We start from the raw sequence: 20,099 nt of genomic DNA on the forward strand, positions 1-20,099 counted from the left end.
TCGCGCGGAGACGCGGAGGTGTTGCGCTCGCCGCGAGCGAAGCTCCTTCATCACGGATCGTATTAGGAGAGATGCAGAGGGACTTTAGCTCCGCGTCTCCGCGTCTCCGCGTGAAACCCTCAAGCCCTGACACCACCCCGGCGGGCGCCAGGGTGGTGTCAGGGCTTGAGGTTATTCGGCCGCCACCAGTTCCGCGCTGTCGTCCAGTGGGTGCGACAAGCGGGTCAACATTTCCTTCGGCACGATCTGCCAGAAATGGGGAGCCACGCGGTCCCAATCTTCCAGCAGGCCCTTCGACCATTTGCTGTCGGTGTGGTCGGCATGATTGCGCACCAAGTCGAGCAGCACATCGGCCCAGTGGAGCGACTTCACGCGGTCCCAGGTGATGTTCTCCGGGTTGGCACGCTTCGCGAACACGCCGTCGGGGTCGTAGACGAACGCCATGCCGCCGGTCATGCCTGCGCCAAAGTTCGCGCCGACCGCGCCGAGCACGACTGCGATGCCGTTGGTCATGTACTCGCACCCGTTCGCGCCGCAGCCCTCGACGACCACGCTCGCACCCGAGTTCCGCACCGCGAAACGCTCGCCTGCCTGCCCCGCCGCGAACAGTCGGCCCGAGGTCGCGCCGTAGAGCACGGTGTTGCCGATGATCGTGTTCTCCTGCGACGCCAGCGGCGAGCTCACCGCCGGCCGCACGATGATCGTGCCGCCCGAAAGCCCCTTGCCGACGTAATCGTTCGAATCCCCGAACACTTCGAGCGTGATGCCCTTGCACAGGAACGCGCCGAGCGACTGGCCCGCCGACCCGCGCAGCCGGATCGTCACGTGGTTGTCGGCCAGCGTCGACATCCCGAACTTCCGCGTGATCTCGCTCGACAGTCGCGTGCCGACCGCGCGGTGCGTGTTGCGCACCGAATAGGTCAGCTGCATCTTCTCGCCGCGCGAGAACACTGCGGACGCGTCCTTGATGATCTGCGCGTCGAGGCTGTCGGGGACCTCGTTGCGGAAGGTCGAAAGCGAGAACCGCCGCTGCGAATCATCGGCATCGACCTTCGCCAGGATCGGGTTGAGATCGAGATCGTCGAGATGCTCCGCGCCGCGGCTGACCTGCCGCAGCAGCTCGGTGCGGCCGATCACATCGTCGAGGCTCTTCACGCCGAGCCGCGCAAGGATGTCGCGGACTTCCTCCGCGATGAAGGTCATCAGGTTGATCACCTTCTCGGGCGTGCCGACGAACTTCTGGCGCAGCGCGTCGTTCTGCGTGCAGATGCCGACCGGGCACGTGTTCGAATGGCATTGCCGCACCATGATGCAGCCCATCGCGACCAGCGACAGCGTGCCGATCCCGAACTCTTCTGCGCCCAGGATCGCGGCGATGACGATGTCGCGACCGGTCTTGAGCCCGCCATCGGTGCGCAGCCGCACACGACCGCGCAGGCCGTTGAGCGTCAGCACTTGGTTGACCTCCGACAGCCCCATCTCCCACGGCGTGCCGGCGTACTTGATCGACGTTTGCGGACTGGCCCCAGTACCGCCGACATGGCCAGCGATCAGAATCACGTCGGCATGCGCCTTCGCAACACCCGCCGCGACCGTGCCGATGCCCGCTGAGCTGACCAGTTTCACGCAGACGCGAGCGCGCGGATTGATCTGCTTCAGGTCGTAGATGAGCTGGGCGAGATCCTCGATCGAGTAGATGTCGTGGTGCGGTGGCGGCGAGATCAGCGTCACGCCGGGCGTCGCATGGCGCAGCTTGGCGATGAACTCGGTGACCTTGAAGCCGGGTAGCTGACCGCCTTCGCCGGGCTTGGCGCCCTGCGCGACCTTGACCTCGATCTCCTCGCACGCGTTCAGATATTCCGCCGTGACGCCAAAGCGCCCCGACGCGACCTGCTTGATCGACGAGTTGGCGTTGTCGCCGTTCGCGTACGGCACGAAGCGCGACTTGTCCTCGCCGCCCTCGCCCGAGACGGCCTTCGCGCCGATCCGGTTCATCGCGATCGCGAGCGTCTCATGCGCTTCCGGCGACAGCGCGCCGAGCGACATGCCGGGGGTGACGAAGCGCTTGCGGATCTCGGTGATCGCCTCGACCTGATCGACCGGAACGCCCTCCGCGGGGAAGTTGAACTGGAGCAGATCGCGCAGATACACCGGCGGCAGGTCGGACACGCCACGTGAGAATTGCAGGTAGCTGGTGTAGCTGTCGGTCGCGACCGCGGTCTGGAGCAGATGCATCAGTTGCGCGGAATAAGCGTGCGTCTCGCCGGTGTGGCGCTGGCGATAGAAGCCACCGATCGGCAGCGTCGCCACCGCCGGATCGAACGCTGCTTCGTGACGATCGGTCGCGTTGACGTGGAGCGACGCATAGCCCTCGCCGCTGATCTTCGCGGGCATGCCGGGGAACAGGTCGTTGACGAGGCTGCGCGACAGGCCGACCGCCTCGAAATTATAGCCGCCGCGGTAGGACGAGATGACCGCGATGCCCATCTTCGACATGATCTTGAGCAGCCCCTCCTCGACCGCGACGCGGTGGCGACGGAGGCATTCGGCGAGGTCGAGATCACCGAACAACCCGCGCGACTGGCGATCGACGATCGCGGCCTCGGCGAGGTACGCGTTCACGGTGGTCGCGCCGACGCCGATCAGCACGGCGTAATAATGCGTGTCGAGGCACTCGGCCGATCGGACGTTGATCGACGCATAGGAGCGCAGGCCACGGCGGACGAGGTGCGTGTGGACCGCGGCGACCGCGAGCACGCCGGCGATGCCGACGCGGTCCTCGTTGATCGCCTCGTCGGTGAGGAAGATCTCGCTCTTGCCCTGGCGGACGGCTTGTTCGGCCTCGTTGCGGATCCGCTGGATCGCCGCGCGGAGCTTCTCCGGGCCGCCGCCGACATCGAACGTGCAATCGATCTCGGCGACCGCGTTACCGAAATGCGCCTTCAACCGCGACCAGTGCTCGCCCGTCAGTACCGGCGAGTCGAGCACCAGCACGCGCTCGCGCTGGTCGCGGACGTCGAGGATGTTGGCGAGATTGCCGAACCGCGTCTTGAGCGACATCACGTGACGCTCGCGCAGCGGATCGATCGGCGGGTTGGTGACCTGCGAGAAGTTCTGGCGGAAAAATTGGCTGATCAGCCGCGGCTTGTCGGAGATGACCGCCAGCGGCGTGTCGTCGCCCATCGATCCGATCGCTTCCTTCGCGGACTCGACCATCGGCGACAGGATCAACTCCATGTCCTCCATCGTCTGGCCCGCCGCGACCTGGCGACGGGCTAGTTCGGCGCGGTCGTAGCGCACCACGGCGTCCTCGACCGAGGGCAGGTCGGCGAGCGTGTGGAATTCGCCGATCATCGCAGCGTAATCCGCCTCGCCGGAGATGCGATCCTTCACTTCGCGATCCTGGAGCAGACGCCCCTCGTCGAGGTCGACCGCGATCATCTCGCCCGGCCCAAGGCGGCCCTTGGCGATGATCGTCGATTCGGGAACGACGACCATGCCGCTCTCCGACCCGACGATCAGCAGGCCGTCCGACGTCAGCGTATAGCGGAGCGGACGCAGCGCGTTGCGATCCATGCCGGCGACCGCCCAGCGGCCATCGGTCATCGCCAGCGCGGCGGGGCCGTCCCACGGCTCCATCACCGACGCGAGATACTGATACATCGCGGTGTGCTCGGGCGGCATGTCCGGGCTGGCGGCTTCGGGAACGAGCATCAGCTTGGCGGTTGGCGCATCGCGGCCCGAGCGGCAGATCGCCTCGAACACGGCATCCAGCGCGGCGGTGTCGGACGCGCCCGCCGGGATCACCGGCTTGATGTCCTCCGAATTGTCGCCGAACGCGAGGCTCGCCATGCGGATCTCGTGGCTGAGCATCCAGTTCTTGTTGCCGCGGATCGTGTTGATCTCGCCGTTATGCGCAAGGCAGCGGAACGGCTGCGCCAGCCACCATTGCGGGAAGGTGTTGGTCGAATAGCGCTGATGGAAGATCGCGACGCGGCTCTCAAAGCGCTGGTCGCACAGGTCGGGGTAGAAGACGGAGAGCGATTCGGCGAGGAACAGCCCCTTGTAGATGATCGAGCGGCACGACAGCGAACAGATGTAGAAACCCTGGATCTGCGCCGCGATCACGCGCTTCTCGATCCGGCGGCGGACCAGATAGAGCGTCTTCTCGAACTCGGCGGCGTCCTGCTCCTCGGGCAAGGGCCCGGCGATCATGATCTGCTCGATCTCGGGACGCGTCGCCTGCGCCTTCTGGCCGATCACCGACACGTCGACCGGCACCTGGCGCCAGCCATAGATGGTGTAGCCCGCTTCGATGATCGCGCTCTCGACGATCGTCCGGCAATCCTCCTGCGCGCCGAGATCTGTGCGGGGGAGGAAGATCATGCCGACCGCGAGACGGTTCGGGCGTACCTTGTGCCCCGACGCGGCGACCGCGTCGTCGAAGAAGCGCAGCGGCAGGTCGATGTGCAGACCTGCGCCGTCGCCGGTCTTGCCGTCCGCATCGACGGCGCCGCGGTGCCAGACGGCCTTCAGCGCATCGACCGCCGACTGCACGACACGCCGTGACGCGCGCCCGTCGGTAGCGGCGACGAGGCCTACGCCACACGCATCGCCCTCGAATTCGGGGCGGTACATACCGTGCTCGGCGAGACGGGCGCGTTGATCGGTGATGAAATCGGTCATCGTCACTTCTTCTTCTCTTCGGGCGTCGCCGCCTGCTTGGCGAATTCGGCGACATCGGCCTGCATGTGCGCCATCGAGGATTGCATCATCGACCGCTGCCAAGCGGCGACGTCTGGGTCGGCCATGATCGTCAGCGATTGCTGCATGTACGCGCGACCGCTCGGCGTCGCAAAGAACGCCTTGATGTCACGGCATTGAGCGACATCGAAGCGTCGCGCATAGGCGCGCGCCATCGCCTCGACCATGCTCGGCAATCCGTCGCGCATCAGCGTCATCGTGCGCGCCTGCTGCCGTTCCAGAAAGGTGGCAAACCGCGTCTGCATCTCCGGGTGGTCCGCCATCGCACTGCTGAACATCGGGCTCTGCGCCATGCCCTGCTGCAGATTGCCGAGCATCGGCGCGATCATGCTCTCGATCATCCGTTCACGCGATTCGGGCGGCATCAGCACGTTAATCAGCTCGCGCGCCGCCGTGAGGCGGGCCGGATCGGGGGCGGTGACGGCGACTGGCGATGCCTGCGCATGCGCCGCCGAAGGCAACATTGCGCCCGCCAGTAACACGGCGCTGAGAAACCCGAGCCTCATGCCGCAACCTTCGCGCTGGCCGCCTTGGTTTTCAGCCATTTGTGCATCGTCGCGGCGACGTCGCGGCCGTCGCGGATCGCCCAGACGACGAGGCTTGCGCCGCGGACGATGTCGCCTGCCGCGAACACGCCGTCGAGCGAGGTCATCAGCGTCTTGCCGTCGACGAGCACAGTGCCCCAACGGCTTACGCCCAGTTCAGGTGTGGCGAACAGCGTCGGCAGGTCCTCCGCATCGAAGCCGAGCGCCTTGATGACGAGATCGGCGTCGACCGAATAGTCGCCCGCTGGATCGGGTTCGGGCGCGCGGCGGCCGCTTGCATCGGGCGCGCCGAGACGCATTTTCCGGACCTTGACGCTCGACACGGTATCGCCGCCATCGAAGCTTTGCGGGCCCGACAGCCAGACGAACTCGACGCCCTCCTCCTCGGCATTGGCGACTTCACGCTGCGAGCCGGGCATGTTGGCGCGGTCGCGACGGTAGAGGCATTTCACCGACTTGGCGCCCTGGCGGATCGCGGTGCGGACGCAGTCCATCGCGGTGTCGCCGCCACCGATCACGACCACGTCCTTGCCATCCGCGTTGAGGCTGCCGTCGTCGAATGCTGGGACGGCGTCGCCGAAGCCTTTGCGGTTCGAGGCGACGAGGAAGTCGAGTGCTGCGACAACGCCGTTCGATCCGCCACCGGGGAGGTCCATCGCACGCGCCTGGTAGACACCGGTCGCGATCAGGATCGCGTCGTGGCGCTGGCGGAGATCGTCGAGGCTCGCATCGTCGCCAACCGCGAAGCCTTCGTGGAAGACGATGCCGGCGGCCTTGAGGCGCTCCACACGGCGCATGACGATCGGCTTTTCGAGCTTGAAGCCGGGGATGCCGTAGGTGAGCAAGCCGCCCGCGCGATCGTAGCGGTCGTAGACGTGGACGTCATAGCCGTGTCCGCGCAGATATTCTGCCGCGGTGAGACCTGCCGGCCCCGCACCGATCACGCCGACCGACTGGCCGCGCGACTTGCCGGGGACCAGCGGTTCGACCCAGCCATTCTCCCAGGCGGTGTCGGTGATGAACTTCTCGACCGATCCGATCGTGACCGCGCCGTGCCCGGTGAATTCGATGACGCAATTACCTTCGCAGAGCCGGTCCTGCGGGCAGATCCGGCCGCAGATCTCGGGCATCGTCGAGGTCGCGTTGCTGAGCTCATACGCCTCGCGCAGCCGACCTTCCGCGGTCAGCCGGAGCCAATCGGGGATATGGTTGTGCAGTGGGCAATGGACCGAGCAATAGGGTACGCCGCACTGCGAACAGCGTCCGGCCTGCTCCTCGGCGGGCTGGACCGCGTATCGCTGCGCGATCTCACGGAAATCCTCCTGCCGCTCATCCGCGGTGCGCTTTGCCGGATAGGATTGCTCCCGCCCGACAAACTTTAGCATCGAATCGTTCGCCATACATGCCTCCGACAGCCGCGTTATTGCGGCATCGGCAGCTTGTCACCGTGAAATCGACCAGAATGTCAGCATGACTGACGTATTAATCGATCAAATCAACCAAATTAGCTAAGAACAATTCTCAACAAGGCTTATTGATACCGAAGCGGACCTACTTGCTGAGCAACCAGACCAGCGCGGCCGAGCCGGCAGCTACCCGGTACCAGGCAAAAGGCACGAACCCGTGTTTGGTGACGATCCCGACGAACCACTTCACCACCAGCAGCGCGACGATGAACGACACCGCAGCGCCGATCGCGATCGCGCCAAGCCCGACACCGCCGCTAGCGATTGCATCGCGGTTCTTTAGCAGTTCGAGCGCGCTTGCCCCCAGCATCGTCGGGATCGCGAGAAAGAAGCTGAACTCGGCCGCCGTGCGCCGCTCGACGCCCAACGCCAGCGCACCGAGAATCGTCGCACCGGAGCGGCTGACGCCGGGGACCATCGCCAGGCACTGAAGGAAACCGATACCGATTACCGTCTTCAGGGGAATGTCCGCCACGCCGCTGATGTCGCTGCGCGGCGCGAACCGCTCGACCGCGAGGATCGCGAAGCCGCCGACGATCAGCGCGATCGCGACCACCTCAGCATTCCCGAGCAGCGCCTCGATATACTTGTGCAGCGCAAGGCCGATCACCGCCGCCGGGATGAACGCGACGACGAGGTTGCGCAGAAACAGCCAGGATTTCGGCTCGCGCTTCAACAGCCCCATGCCGACCGCCCAGAACGTCCGCCAGTACAGCACGACGATCGCGAGAATCGCGCCGAGCTGGATCACGACGTTGAAAACTTCCCAGCGCCCCGCGTCATAGCCGAGCAGCCGTGTCGCGAGAATCAGATGCCCAGTCGACGAGACGGGAAGGAATTCGGTGATCCCTTCGACGATGCCGAGGAGGATGACGGTGAGAAGTTCGGTCAAGCAGGCGCTCCGGCGTCGCGGGTTTCAAAAAAGGCGCGGGTGTCAGGGCAGGCTTAGCACGTGCAGCATCAGCCTGCGTGAACTTCCGCCCGCGTTTCGGCGCGCCGGCCGAACCGTCCGGCCTTGCGAAAGCGCACCAGCCAGCCCGGTGCGACCGTCGACAGCGGCGTCGCCTCGATCCCGAACGCGGCAAGGCCATCGGTGCCGGTGACGATATTATCGCTCTGCAGCATCGTCCACTGGTCCTTGGTGATCGGCGCGCCCGGCAGGAAGCCGCCCTTCGCGATCAGCGCGCCGGCAAAGTCCGGCAGCTCGATGATCGAGGGATTGCGGCCGATCGTCTTGGCGATCCAGCGGATGAGATTGCCCATCGTGATGATATCCGGCCCGCCGAGTTCCAGCGTCTGGCCGCCGAACGTCTCGGGATCGGACGCCGCTGCCACCACTGCGTCGGCCACGTTGCCGACGAACACCGGCTGGAACTTCGCGCCCGCGCGCAGGACCGGCACGACCGGCGCCTTGGCGATCATCCCGGCAAAGCGGTTCACGAACTGGTCTTCCTGGCCGAACACGATCGACGGTCGCAGGATGGTCGCGGTCGGGAACGCCCCGAGCACCGCTGCCTCGCCCTGTCCCTTGGACTTGCCGTATGCCGAGGCGGAGGCAGGATCGGCGCCGATCGCCGAGACGTGCACGAGCGCACCGACGCCGGCCGCCGCCGCAGCCTGCGCCACCGTCTGCGCGCCGAGTGCCTGGACGCGCTGGAAATCGCCCGCGAGCACGCCGACCAGGTTCACCACCACGTCCGAGCCGTGCACCGCATGCGCGATCGTCTCGGGCTTGGTGACGTCGGCACCGACGAACTGCGTCTGGCCGAGCCCGCCGAGCGGTTTTAGGAAGAACGCCTGCCGCGGATCGCGCTGTGCGATGCGGACGCGGGCGCCCGTCGCCAGCAGCGCCTGTGCGACATAGCGGCCGACGAAACCGCCACCCCCGATCAGCGTCACCAGTTTGTCGTTCATCGCGCGTCCGTCCACTTTGTTTTGCCTGCCAATCACGAATAACCCCTTGCCCCAGCAAGAGGCGTGTTGACAAGCATCGGGACCCTCCACTAGAGGCGCCCTCCTACCCAGTGCCCGGATGGCGGAATTGGTAGACGCACCAGCTTCAGGTGCTGGCGATCGCAAGGTCGTGGAGGTTCGAGTCCTCTTCCGGGCACCACTACTGATCGAAGGCGGGCAGTGTGCCGTCTTCGACGGAACGTCCTGCAGCGACACCGTTTTCAAGGCATGAGACCGGACCGGAGGGCATGATCTCCCGCTTCGACGCACCTGCCGTATCGATCAACATTTCGAGGTAGGCGGACCGGAGAGCGCTGCTGTCGCCCCGCATCTTTTTACGCGGCATATCGCTGAAACGATCGATCGCTTTCTCGTCAGATCCAGTCCGACAGGGTTCAGCGTGCGGGGTTTACCTTCGAGCCGGCGAGGTCGCGTTCTGCCCGATTTTCCTCTGGACCAGCGGCACTACGATGCCGTCGCGGTTGGATGGCAGCGTATAGCTTTAATGAAGCCGTCCCCGCGCAGTGTCTCGTTGAGGGCGACGACGAGGTCTGAGCGGCGTTTGGTAATTCTGGCGAGCGCGTTGAGGTCGGTGAGCGCCGCACCAGCCGGCTTCCGTCCATACGGCGGCGCGGGTCCACCGGACCGCATCGAATAGACCCTATTCAGACGGACATAGCGTGATTGCCGATGGGGGCGGGCAGGTGAGTGCGACCACGCATAACAATCGTACAATCGACCAAATCTAACAGATATGTCATATTGTGTGTCCTTTTCGGCACTAGGTTTCCGAAAGTTACAATTTCAAGTCACGGCGTCTTTACTCGAAATCGGGAGGCTCGCATGCCTCTGTCATCGCCTTGCATCACCGTACGTTTCGGCAGGTAGGGGTAGGCCATGACCGATGCGGATCGTCAAAACGACCGTGTCGGGTCGAGTTGGGGAATTGTTCGTGATCACAACATCTTGCTTTAAGTCCAGGGCAATGCTTCTCGCTGCTGCAACGCCGCTGGCGTTCATCATGTCGACGGCTTCGGGGTTCGCCCAGGACGCGACGACAACTCCTGACGCAACGGCTGCCACGACTGCGCCGCTTCCGGCACAAACCGCTGACAAGGCCTCGGCCGATGCGCCAGCTCAGGACATCGTCGTCACCGGTTCGCGGTTTCGTCGTACCGATACCGAGACGCCGTCGCCCGTCACCGTGCTGACGACCGAGAACCTCACGCGGGCAGGCATCACCAACATCAACGACGCGGTGCGGTCGATCTCGGCCGATGGCGCCGGGTCGATCTCGACCGGGTTCCAGAACGGCTTCTCGGCCGGTGGTGCGGCGGTGTCGCTGCGCGGTCTGGGCGTGTCGTCGACGCTGGTGTTGATCGACGGCCTGCGTTCGACCAACTTCCCGCTCAACGACGATGGCCACAACGCCTATGTCGATCTCAATTCGATCCCGTTCAGCGCGGTCGAGCGGATCGAAGTGCTGAAGGATGGCGCATCGGCAACCTATGGCGCCGACGCGATCGGTGGCGTCGTCAACGTCATCATGAAGAAGCAGTTCGTCGGCGTCGCCGGCACGGCCGAAGGCGGCGTGAGCGAGCATGGCGACGGCAGCCGCTACCGTGCCAACCTGACCGCCGGCTTTGGCGACTACGCCTCGACCGGTTGGAACTTCTACGTCAACGGCGAATATCAGCGTGATTCCGCGATTGCCGTGAAGGATCGTGGGTTTCCGTACAACACGCTCGACTTGAGCTCGATCGGCGGGATCGACGGCAACGCCGCCGATAGTTCGCTGACGACGGCAACCGCCAATGCCGTCGTGGTCCGGGCCGGGCAGACGGATACGAACAACCCCTTTGCAGGTAGCACGGCGGCGACCCCGAGCGGAACTTACGTCAACGCAGCCGGGCTGACGGTTCCCTACAGCAACTACACGACGCTGAACACGAACTGCGCAAACGGGACTTATACGGTCACGAGCGGCGCCTCACGAGGCACTGGATGCCGTCACGACAACACGTACGAATACGGCCAGATCCAGCCGATGCAGGAACGCTACAACTTTAGCGGTCGCTTGAGCGTCCGTCTTAGCGACAACATCGAAGGCTATGTCACCGGCAGCTATTCCAACAGCCGGGTCGACATCGTTCGTCCGCCTGCGGCGATCCGTCAGACGCAGCCTTACGGTGCAGCCCCAGCCCTGGCGTCGAGCAACCCGGGCATCGTCCTTCCCGTCTACATCTGCGCTGCGGGCGTGAACTGCGCGACTGCCGCCGATCGGACGCGGAATCCGAACAACCCGTACGCGCTGGCTGGCGAGGACAGCGCTGCCCGCATCTATTATCTGTTCGGCGACATCCCCGTCGGGACGAGCCGCACCAACGAAGTCATCCGCGGTGCCGCCGGCCTGCATGGCGATTTCGGCGACGGTTGGAACTGGCAGGTCGACGCGGTCGGCGCGAAGGACAACCTCAACATCACGTCGTTCGGTGTGATCAACATCGCCGGCCTGAAGCAGGCGATCAACACCGGCGCGTACAACTTCATGGATCCAAGCCAGAACAGCGCCGCAACACGCGCGCTGGTCTCGCCGACCTACACGGTAGGGTCGCACACCTCGATGGTGTCGCTCGACGGGTCGATCAGCAAGGCATTGTTCCAGCTTCCGGGTGGTCCGCTCCAACTCGCCGTCGGTGGGCAGGTGCGTCACGAGGTCGAAGAGAATAACAGCCTGAACGCCAACCTCGATCGTTACGCCAACACCTCGGCAGCTTTTGGCAAGCACACCGTTTCGGCGGCGTATTTCGAAATCAGCGCACCGGTGCTGACGCAGCTCGAGATTAACGCGTCGGGCCGTTACGATCACTATTCGGAAGGGTTCGGACGCTTCTCGCCAAAGGTCGGCGCGAAGTTCACGCCGATCAAGGAACTCGCGATCCGCGGTACCTATTCGCAGGGCTTCCGTGCACCGACGTTCGCCGAGAACAACCCGCTCAGCAGCTTTGCCGGTTTCGTCACCTACACGCCGCCGACCAGCTTCCAGCTTGCGCATGGCGGTTTGATCAACCCTCCTGCGAACTCGGGTCTCACGCCGAACACGAACCCGTATGCGCAGTCCTACAGCCTCGGCTCGGGCTTCAGCGGCAACCCCGATCTAAAGCCTGAGAAGTCGCGCAGCTTCACCGCGGGTACGGTCGTCCAGCCGCTGCCGTGGCTGAGCTTCACGGTCGATTACTACAACATCAAGAAGAGCGACGTGATCGTGACCGGCCCGAACGCCGGCGCCGCTCGTGCTGCCTATTACGCCGGGCAGCCGCTGCCGGCCGGTTACACGGTGTCGGCGGTCGACGCGATCGATCCGTTGTTTCCGACTGCGATCCCCCGCGTGCTGATCATCAATGCGCCCTATGTGAACGCGGCGAGCGTCAAGACCGAGGGGCTCGATTTCGGCCTGAACGCCAACATTCCGCTGACCGACGACATCCGCTTCGTCAGCCGGGCCGACGTGACTCGCGTCCTGAAGTACAACCAGGACAATGGCGACGGCGTGATCCAGAAGTTCGCCGGTACGCTCGGACCGTACGAGCTGTCGTCGGGCGCGGGTACGCCGAAGTGGCGCGGCAACTGGCAGAACACGCTGGAATTCGGGGCACTGTCGATCAGCGCGACGACCTATTATGTGTCGAAGATCAAGGCAGTGGCCGCCGACGAGGGTACGCCGCTGACCTGCTCGGATGATCCCGACCTCGACGGCAACCTCTACGGTACCGGTACGAAGTTCTGTAACGTCAAGCGCTTCATCTACGCCGATCTGAACGTCGCCGTTGCCGTGAACGACAAGTTCTCGTTCAACTTCAATGTCGGCAACTTCACCAACGAGAAGGCGCCAATCGCACCGGCTTCGTATTCCGGCACGAACTATCTGCCGACCTGGCATTATGCCGGCGTCATCGGCCGTACCTTCCGCGCCGGTGCGAACTTCACGTTCTAACGCATATCGCTAAATCGTAAAAAGGGCGGCTTCCTCGCGGAAGTCGCCCTTTTTACGTTCAGGCGACCTGAAGCACCAGCTTGCCGTCGCCCTCGTCGACCTTGACGGTCGCGCCGTCCTTCACCTCGCCGCGCAGGATCATGTCGGCGAGCGGGTCCTGCAGATAGCGCTGGACCGCACGCTTCAGCGGCCGTGCGCCGTACACCGGGTCGTAGCCGACTCGGCCGAGCCACGCCCTCGCGGCGTCCGTCAGATCCAGCACGATCTTGCGATCCGCCAGCAGCTTGTCGACGCGCGACACCTGGATGTCGACGATCGGCGCCATGTGCGATTGGCCGAGGCGGTGGAACAGGATCACCTCGTCGAGCCGATTGAGGAACTCCGGCCGGAAGTGCGATCGGACGATCTCCATCACCTGCGGCTCGACCGACGACACGTCGTCGCCCTCCGCCATGTTCGCCAGATACTGGCTGCCGAGGTTGCTCGTCAGGATGATCAGCGTGTTGCTGAAATCCACCGTGCGCCCCTGGCCATCGGTCAGTCGCCCGTCGTCGAGCACCTGCAACAACACGTTGAACACGTCGCCGTGCGCCTTCTCGACCTCGTCGAAAAGGATCACCTGATACGGACGCCTGCGCACCGCCTCGGTCAGCAAGCCGCCTTCCTCGTATCCGACATAGCCCGGAGGCGCACCGATCAGCCGCGCGACCGCGTGCTTCTCCATGAACTCGCTCATGTCGATGCGGACCATCGCCGACGGATCGTCGAACAGGAATTCGGCCAGCGCCTTGGTCAGCTCGGTCTTGCCGACGCCGGTCGGTCCGAGAAACAGGAATGAGCCGAGCGGCCGGTTGGGATCCTGCAACCCCGCCCGCGCGCGGCGGACTGCAGTCGAGACGGCTTTCACCGCATGCGCCTGGCCGATCACGCGCTTGCCAATCGTCGCTTCCATCGCGAGCAATTTGTCGCGCTCGCCCTGGAGCATCCGTTCGACCGGAATGCCGGTCCAGCGGCTGACCACGCCGGCGATATCGTCCGCGGTCACTTCCTCGCGCAGCATCGCGCCCTTGGTCGCGCCCGCCGCCTCGTCGAGCTGGCGCTGCAATCCCGGGATCGTACCGTAGGAAAGCTCGCCCGCCTTCGCGAGATCGCCAGACCGCTGCGCCTGCTCCAGCTCCAGCCGCGCGGCATCGAGCTGTTCCTTGACCCGCGCCTCGGCGTTGATCTTGTCCTTCTCGCCCTTCCAGCGCGTCGTCAGTTCGGCGGATTGCTCCTCCAGATTGACGAGTTCGCCCTCCAGCGTGTCGAGCCGGTCGACCGAGGCGTCGTCGGTCTCGCGCTTCAACGCCTCGCGTTCGATCTTGAGCTGGATGATCCGCCGGTCGAGGTTCTCGATCGCCTCGGGCTTCGATTCGACCTCCATGCGGATTCGCGACGCGGCCTCGTCCATCAGGTCGATCGCCTTGTCGGGGAGGAAGCGGTCGGTGATGTAGCGGTTCGACAGCGTCGAGGCGGCGACGATCGCGCCGTCGGTGATCCGTACGCCGTGATGCAGCTCGTACTTCTCCTTCAACCCGCGCAGGATCGAGATGGTGTCCTCGACGGTCGGTTCGCCGACCATCACCGGCTGGAACCGCCGCTGCAATGCCGGGTCCTTCTCGACATATTTGCGGTACTCATCGAGCGTGGTCGCGCCGACGCAGTGCAGCTCGCCACGCGCCAGCGCCGGTTTCAGCAGGTTGCCCGCGTCCATCGCACCCTCGGATTTGCCCGCGCCGATCAGCTGGTGCATCTCGTCGATGAACAGGATGATGTCGCCCTCGGCGGCCTTCACCTCGTCGAGTACGCCTTTCAGCCGCTCCTCGAACTCGCCGCGATATTTCGCGCCCGCGATCAGCGAGCCGAGGTCGAGCGACATCAGCCGGCGGTCCTTCAGCGTATCGGGCACGTCGCCATTGGCGATGCGAAGGGCTAGCCCTTCGGCGATCGCGGTCTTGCCGACGCCGGGTTCGCCGATCAGCGCGGGGTTGTTTTTGGTCCGACGCGCGAGGATCTGGATGGTGCGCCGGATCTCCTCGTCGCGGCCGATGACGGGGTCGAGCTTGCCGTCGCGCGCCGCCTGGGTGAGGTCGCGCGCGAACTTCTTGAGCGCATCATAACGATCCTCGGCGCCCGCGGTGTCGGCCGTGCGGCCCCGACGCAGGCCGTTGATCGCGGTGTTCAGCCCCTCGGGCGTCACGCCGCCGGCCTTCAACGCCTTGCCCGCCGCAGTGTTGAGCGACAGCGCGAGCGCGACCAGCAGCCGCTCGACGGTGACGAAGCTGTCGCCCGCCTTGGTCGCGATCTGCTCGGCCTGGTCGAGCACGCGCACCGCGTCGTTGTCGATCCCCGGCGTGGTCTGTGCGCCCGAGCCCGACACGACCGGAATCTTCGCGAGCGCGAGATCGGTCTCGGAGGTCGCACGCTTGGCGTCGCCGCCCGCCGCCTTGATCAGCCCGGCGGCCATGCCCTGCTCGTCTTCCAGCAGCGCCTTCAACAGATGCTCGGGGGCGATCCGCTGATGGTTCATGCGGATCGCGACGGTCTGCGCGGATTGCAGGAAGCCCTTCGCGCGGTCGGTGAATTTGTCGATGTTCATGACGAATTCCTGTGGGATTGGTTCGGTGTTGGCCGAAAGATGGTGTTGTATTTGGGCAACACAAGAGGCGGGCGCAGTTCGGATGCTAGGGCCCGCGCGAGGCATCCGGAATAGCGTTTATTGTCGGTATCGAAGCGCCGCCGTCATCGCTATGTTCAGGTTCGCATGCTATATGGATGGCGTGTCCACAGCGCTCCCCCATACCTACGCCATCGGCATCGAGCCGGCCGACATCGACTTCATGGGTCACGTCAACAACGCGAACTATCTGAAGTGGGTACAGGCCGCGGTGATCGACCATTGGCAGCGCCTTGCGCCTGCCGAGGCGGTGGCCGGGCACCTCTGGGTCGCGCTGAAACACGAGATTACGTATCGGAAACCGGCGTTTCTTGACGACGACGTCATCGCGACGGTGTTGCTCGAGAAGGTCCAGGGCGCGCGCGCGTTCTACGAGACGATCATCAAGCGCGGCGAAGACGTGCTCGCCGAGGTGAAGTCGAGCTGGTGCTGCCTCGATGCCGAGACGCTCCGCCCGTCGCGGCTGGCGAACAGCGTCGTCGAGCATTTCTTCCCGAAAACCGACCCTAAAGACTGACGTCTCTCGGGCGATCGACCCTCAGAAATCGATCGCCATGCCCTTCAGTTCCCAATCGCCATAGCGCGTAGGATCGCGCGGTTCGGGGTCCTTGTCCGGCACGATCGCCTCGGGTTTCGGCACCGGCGTGTTCTTCGCGAGATATTCGGGTGGCTTAACGTGATCGGGGCGCTGGCCCATCGCGGCTCTCCGGATTTGCGTGTTGGCGTCGTAACCGCCACATGGGCCCTGTTGCGCCGCTTTGCCATAACGGCCGCGCGACAAACCGAACGCGAAGGACCTTCATATGCCCGACTATACCCACGCCCCCGAGCCGCTCGGCGTCCCCACCCGCCGCGCCGCGCTCCGCCTGCTCGACGCCGTCCTGCGTCGCGGCGAGTCGCTCGAGTCCGCGCTGCCTGCCGCAACGCGTGCCATCCACGGCCCCGATCGCGGCCTAGCCCACGCGATCGCCGCCGAGACGCTTCGTCGCCTCCCCGATCTCGACGCGATGATCGATTCTGTCACCAAGACCAACCTGCCCGACGATGCCAAGGCGCGGATGGCGCTGCGGATCGCGCTCGTCCAGGTTCTGATCCTCGGCACGCCCTCGCACGCCGCGATCTCGACCGTGTTGCCGCTGGTCGATGGCGGCCCGCGCAAGCTCGTCCACGGCGTGTTCGGCACGCTGTTCCGCGCCAACATGCTGCTCCCCGAAGTGCCGGCGCTGCCGGCCCCCGTCGAACTGCGTTGGGAAGCCGCGTGGGGCGAGGAGATGGTCGACGCCGCCGGCCGCGCGATCGCCCAGGTGCCGCCGCTCGACCTGACGATCGCCGACCCGTCCGAGACCGAAGGCTGGCGCGAGAAACTCGGGGGCGAGAGTTTCATGCCCGGCCACCTGCGTCTCGGCGACCACGATTCCGTCCCCGACATGGCAGGCTTCGGCGACGGCGCGTGGTGGGTACAGGACATCGCCGCCTCGCTGCCCGCGCGGTTGCTCGGGAAAGGGGAGGGCCACGTCCTCGATCTCTGCGCAGCCCCCGGCGGCAAGACGCTGCAACTCGCGAGCGCCGGCTGGACCGTCACCTCGGTCGACAATTCGCAGAGCCGCATCAAGCGCCTGCGCGAAAACCTGTATCGCACGCACCTGAAGGCCGAGGTCGTCAACGCCGACATCCTCGAATGGGCGCCGAGCGAGCCCGCCGACGCGATCCTGATCGACGCGCCGTGCAGCGCCACCGGCATCTTCCGCCGCCACCCCGACGTCCTCCACCGCGTCCGCCCCTCGATCATCGCCGAGACCGCGGCGCTCCAGGCGCGCATCTTCGCGCGCGCGGCGGACTGGGTGAAGCCGGGTGGCACGCTCGTGTACGCCACCTGCTCGCTCGAACCGTCGGAAGGCGAAGCGCAACTCGACGCGTTCCTCGCCGCCCGCAGCGACTACACGATCGCCCCGATCGACCAGTCGGAACTCCCCGCCGGTATTACGCCGACGGAGGCGGGCACGCTCCGCACGCTCCCCGGCATGCTGGCCGACCAAGGCGGCTGCGATGGTTTCTTCATCGCGAGACTGAAGCGCAGCTAACCAAGAAGGCCGTTCCCCCGCGAAGGCGGGGGCCCAGGATGACTCAGCGGGCCGTTCGTAACCCTGGATTCCTGCCTGCGCAGGAAAACATGAGGGGCTGGTACAGCGTACCGGTCCCGCGCTAGGACAAAATCATGCAACCCGTCCGCATCGCCCCCTCGATCCTCTCCGCCGACTTCTCGAAACTCGGCGAGGAAGTTCGCGCCATTGACGCGGCCGGCGCCGACTGGATCCACATCGACGTGATGGACGGGCATTTCGTCCCCAACATCTCGTTCGGCCCCGCGGTCATGAAATCGGTCCGCGGCGTCACCACCAAGCCGTTCGACGTCCACCTGATGATCTCCCCCGTCGACGCCTATCTCGATGCGTTCGCGGAGGCCGGCGCCGACTGCATCACCGTGCATTACGAAGCCGGCCCGCACATCCACCGCTCACTCCAGCACATCAAGGGCCTCGGCAAGCGCGCTGGCGTCGTCATCTGCCCCGGCACGCCGGCCAAAATGCTCGACTACCTCATGGACATGGTCGACCTCGTCCTCGTGATGAGCGTCAACCCCGGCTTCGGCGGCCAGAGCTTCATCCCCAGCCAGCTCAAGAAGATCTCGGCGATCCGCACGATGATCGAAAAGAGCGGCCGCGCGATCGATCTCGAAGTCGATGGCGGCGTCGACGCGGAATGGGCCAAGCGCTGCATCGACGCCGGCGCCGACGCGCTGGTCGCCGGCACCTCGGTCTTCCGCGGTGGCCCCGACCACTACGCCGCCAACATCGCCGCGTTGCGGGGATGAACGAGCCGCGTGATCCTGTAACCGATCCCGCCCCCGACGGGATCGACGAAGGCCGCCGCCTGATCCGTCTCGGCGGCGACAAGGGGCTGTCGCTCGCCGATCGCCTCGCCGAGCGATTCCACCGCCTGACCTGGCGCACCCCGCTCCACACGCTCCGCCTCAAGGGCCGCTACCCGCTGAAGCTGATTGCGGTCCCCGAAGATCCGATCCTCGGCGACATCCCCCGCGGGCATATGCTGCTCGAAGGCGTCCTCTCGTTCCGCGGCGAGGCGCGCGACATCGAGGCGCTCGATCTTTCGAAGCCGCTCCCCAAACCCTTCGCAGAATATCTCCACAGTTTCGCGTGGCTACGCGACCTCTCGACCGTCGCGACCCGCGCGCGGGGCGCGCCGATCGCCGAGTACCTGATGGGCCTCTGGTTGACCGCCTATGCCGACACGCAGGGCGGGATCGCGTGGCGGCCTGACCTGTGGGGTCGCCGCATTCTTGCCTGGACCGCGCATGCGCCGCTGATCCTGTCGTCGTCGGACCAGATCTACCGTTCGAAGGTGCTGAACGCACTGGCGAAGGGCGCGCTTCATCTCGACCGCACCGCGGACAAGGCACCGGCCGGTGCGCCACGCATCGCCGCGTGGTGCGGAGTCGTCGCCGCTGGCCTCCTCATCCCCGGCGGAGAACCAAGGCAGGCGTTCGGTGAAGCCGGCCTGCTTCGCGCGCTCGGCACCGGGCTGTTCGACGATGGCGGCTCGGTCTCGCGCAGCCCGGCGATGCTGCTCGACTCGATCCAACTGATCACCCTGCTCCAGGAAAGCTACGCCGCCCGCAGCGCCGAACTCCCCGAGACGGTCGCGGTCACGCTCAGCCGGATGGTCGCGGCGTTGCTCGGCGTCGCGCACGCCGATCGCGGCCTGTCGAGCTGGCAGGGCGGCGGTCCGGCCAGCGAAACGCAGGTCGCTGCGGTCATCGAAGCCAGCGGCGTCCGCACGCGTCCGCTCCGCCAGGCCCGCGACTGGGGCTATCAACGCCTCGCCGCTGGCACCGCCGTGCTGATCGTCGACGCCGCCCCGCCGCCGATCGCGCGTCTCGTCGAAGGCGGTTGCGCGTCGACGCTCGCGTTCGAATTCTCCGATGGCCCCGCGCGGATCGTCGTCAATTGCGGCGGCGCCCGTGCGGGCATCGCGCAACTCCCGCCCGCGATGGTCGAGGGTTTGCGCTCGACCGCGGCCCATTCGACGCTGACGATCGCCGACAGCAACTCGACCGCGATCCTCGCCGACGGCACGCTCGGCCGCGGCGTCGGCGAAGTCGAGCTCAGCCGCCAGGAATCGGACGCCGCCAGCCGGATCGAGGCGAGCCACGACGGCTATGTCCGCCGCTGGGGCTTCCTCCACCGCCGCCAGCTGATGCTCACCGGCGACGGCCGCGAACTCCGCGGCGAGGACGCGCTGTTGCCGCAAGGCCGCAAGCGCCGCGCCGGGTTGTCACTGTTCGCGATCCGCTTCCATTTGGGCGAGGGCGTGCAAGTCTCCCCGACAGCCGACGGCCTCGGCGCGATCCTCCGCCTGCCCGGCGGCCCGCTCTGGCAATTCCGCTGCCGCGGCGGCGCGCTGGTGGTCGAGGACAGCGTCTGGATCGACGCCGACGGTCGCCCCGTCGCGACGCAGCAGCTGATGATCACCGGTGAAGCCGCGGCCGGCGGTGCCAGCGTAAGCTGGGCGCTGAAGAAGGCCTGACAGCCACACCATCGAGATTAACGCGCCACCCCGGCGAAGGCCGGGGCCCAATTGGG

The 20,099-nt window shown here is 65.7% G+C and carries 12 protein-coding genes and 1 tRNA gene; 6 read left to right on the forward strand and 7 right to left on the reverse strand.

Going from position 1 to position 20,099, the window contains the following annotated elements:
• Positions 1 to 171 precede the first annotated feature (171 nt).
• The 5 genes from gltB to C8J45_RS12460 form a co-directional block, all read right to left on the reverse strand.
• The gene (gene gltB / locus C8J45_RS12440; protein ID WP_107963545.1) at positions 172 to 4,686 is read right to left on the reverse strand and encodes a glutamate synthase large subunit; all 4,515 of its coding nucleotides are present in this window, start codon (positions 4,684 to 4,686) and stop codon (positions 172 to 174) included.
• A gap of 2 nt (positions 4,687 to 4,688) precedes the next feature.
• Positions 4,689 to 5,270: a DUF2059 domain-containing protein gene (locus tag C8J45_RS12445; RefSeq protein ID WP_181321207.1), complete on the reverse strand. Its 582-nt coding sequence runs from the start codon at positions 5,268 to 5,270 to the stop codon at positions 4,689 to 4,691.
• Positions 5,267 to 6,709, reverse strand: coding sequence for an NAD(P)-dependent oxidoreductase (locus C8J45_RS12450; protein ID WP_107963480.1), 1,443 nt, complete (start codon positions 6,707 to 6,709; stop codon positions 5,267 to 5,269). Before C8J45_RS12450 ends, C8J45_RS12445 begins: the two co-directional genes overlap by 4 nt.
• Before the next feature lie 151 nt (positions 6,710 to 6,860).
• Complete coding sequence (locus C8J45_RS12455) at positions 6,861 to 7,667, reverse strand: undecaprenyl-diphosphate phosphatase (protein WP_107963481.1); 807 nt, start codon at positions 7,665 to 7,667, stop codon at positions 6,861 to 6,863.
• Between the two features lie 68 nt (positions 7,668 to 7,735).
• Entirely contained in the window at positions 7,736 to 8,689 is a 954-nt protein-coding gene (locus tag C8J45_RS12460) for a complex I NDUFA9 subunit family protein (RefSeq protein ID WP_107963482.1), read from the reverse strand.
• A gap of 112 nt (positions 8,690 to 8,801) precedes the next feature.
• Here C8J45_RS12460 and C8J45_RS12465 point away from each other — a divergent pair.
• Both C8J45_RS12465 and C8J45_RS12470 read left to right on the forward strand, forming a co-directional pair.
• Positions 8,802 to 8,888: transfer RNA gene (locus C8J45_RS12465), tRNA-Leu, on the forward strand.
• Between the two features lie 825 nt (positions 8,889 to 9,713).
• Positions 9,714 to 12,722 (forward strand): TonB-dependent siderophore receptor, encoded by a 3,009-nt coding sequence (locus tag C8J45_RS12470; protein ID WP_181321208.1) that lies wholly within the window; start codon positions 9,714 to 9,716, stop codon positions 12,720 to 12,722.
• A gap of 58 nt (positions 12,723 to 12,780) precedes the next feature.
• Here the strand turns inward: C8J45_RS12470 and clpB are convergent, their stop codons facing one another.
• On the reverse strand, positions 12,781 to 15,360 hold the full coding sequence (gene clpB / locus C8J45_RS12475) for an ATP-dependent chaperone ClpB (protein ID WP_107963484.1): 2,580 nt from the start codon (positions 15,358 to 15,360) through the stop codon (positions 12,781 to 12,783).
• A gap of 181 nt (positions 15,361 to 15,541) precedes the next feature.
• Between clpB and C8J45_RS12480 the strand changes: the two genes are divergently transcribed.
• A complete protein-coding gene (locus C8J45_RS12480) occupies positions 15,542 to 15,955 on the forward strand; it encodes a thioesterase family protein (protein WP_056064733.1) in 414 nt (137 codons plus the stop codon).
• Between the two features lie 21 nt (positions 15,956 to 15,976).
• On the opposite strand, the gene C8J45_RS12485 is transcribed toward C8J45_RS12480, so the two are convergent.
• Positions 15,977 to 16,135, reverse strand: a complete 159-nt coding sequence (locus C8J45_RS12485; protein ID WP_107963485.1) for a DUF1674 domain-containing protein — start codon at positions 16,133 to 16,135, stop codon at positions 15,977 to 15,979.
• A 106-nt stretch (positions 16,136 to 16,241) separates the two neighbouring features.
• Here C8J45_RS12485 and C8J45_RS12490 point away from each other — a divergent pair, with 106 nt between their 5' ends.
• The 3 genes from C8J45_RS12490 (at position 16,242) to C8J45_RS12500 (ending at position 20,043) form a co-directional block, all read left to right on the forward strand.
• Positions 16,242 to 17,519 (forward strand): RsmB/NOP family class I SAM-dependent RNA methyltransferase, encoded by a 1,278-nt coding sequence (locus C8J45_RS12490; protein ID WP_107963486.1) that lies wholly within the window; start codon positions 16,242 to 16,244, stop codon positions 17,517 to 17,519.
• Between the two features lie 134 nt (positions 17,520 to 17,653).
• Positions 17,654 to 18,310: a ribulose-phosphate 3-epimerase gene (rpe, locus tag C8J45_RS12495; RefSeq protein WP_107963487.1), complete on the forward strand. Its 657-nt coding sequence runs from the start codon at positions 17,654 to 17,656 to the stop codon at positions 18,308 to 18,310.
• Complete coding sequence (locus C8J45_RS12500) at positions 18,307 to 20,043, forward strand: heparinase II/III family protein (protein ID WP_107963488.1); 1,737 nt, start codon at positions 18,307 to 18,309, stop codon at positions 20,041 to 20,043. The genes rpe and C8J45_RS12500 overlap by 4 nt, the downstream gene beginning before the upstream one ends.
• The last annotated feature ends 56 nt before the right edge of the window (positions 20,044 to 20,099 follow it).

The sequence above is a fragment of the Sphingomonas sp. PP-CE-3G-477 genome (genome assembly GCF_003050745.1).
Lineage (GTDB): Bacteria > Pseudomonadota > Alphaproteobacteria > Sphingomonadales > Sphingomonadaceae > Sphingomonas.

What these genes read in the sequence shown, in the direction of transcription:
- C8J45_RS12445 (WP_181321207.1), bottom strand. Translation starts at nt 5,270, where the DNA reads ATGAGGCTCGGGTTTCTCAGCGCCGTGTTACTGGCGGGCGCAATGTTG.
- C8J45_RS12460 (WP_107963482.1), bottom strand. Translation starts at nt 8,689, where the DNA reads ATGAACGACAAACTGGTGACGCTGATCGGGGGTGGCGGTTTCGTCGGC.
- rpe (WP_107963487.1), top strand. Translation starts at nt 17,654, where the DNA reads ATGCAACCCGTCCGCATCGCCCCCTCGATCCTCTCCGCCGACTTCTCG.
- C8J45_RS12490 (WP_107963486.1), top strand. Translation starts at nt 16,242, where the DNA reads ATGCCCGACTATACCCACGCCCCCGAGCCGCTCGGCGTCCCCACCCGC.
- C8J45_RS12470 (WP_181321208.1), top strand. Translation starts at nt 9,714, where the DNA reads ATGCTTCTCGCTGCTGCAACGCCGCTGGCGTTCATCATGTCGACGGCT.
- C8J45_RS12450 (WP_107963480.1), bottom strand. Translation starts at nt 6,709, where the DNA reads ATGGCGAACGATTCGATGCTAAAGTTTGTCGGGCGGGAGCAATCCTAT.
- C8J45_RS12500 (WP_107963488.1), top strand. Translation starts at nt 18,307, where the DNA reads ATGAACGAGCCGCGTGATCCTGTAACCGATCCCGCCCCCGACGGGATC.
- gltB (WP_107963545.1), bottom strand. Translation starts at nt 4,686, where the DNA reads ATGACCGATTTCATCACCGATCAACGCGCCCGTCTCGCCGAGCACGGT.
- C8J45_RS12485 (WP_107963485.1), bottom strand. Translation starts at nt 16,135, where the DNA reads ATGGGCCAGCGCCCCGATCACGTTAAGCCACCCGAATATCTCGCGAAG.
- clpB (WP_107963484.1), bottom strand. Translation starts at nt 15,360, where the DNA reads ATGAACATCGACAAATTCACCGACCGCGCGAAGGGCTTCCTGCAATCC.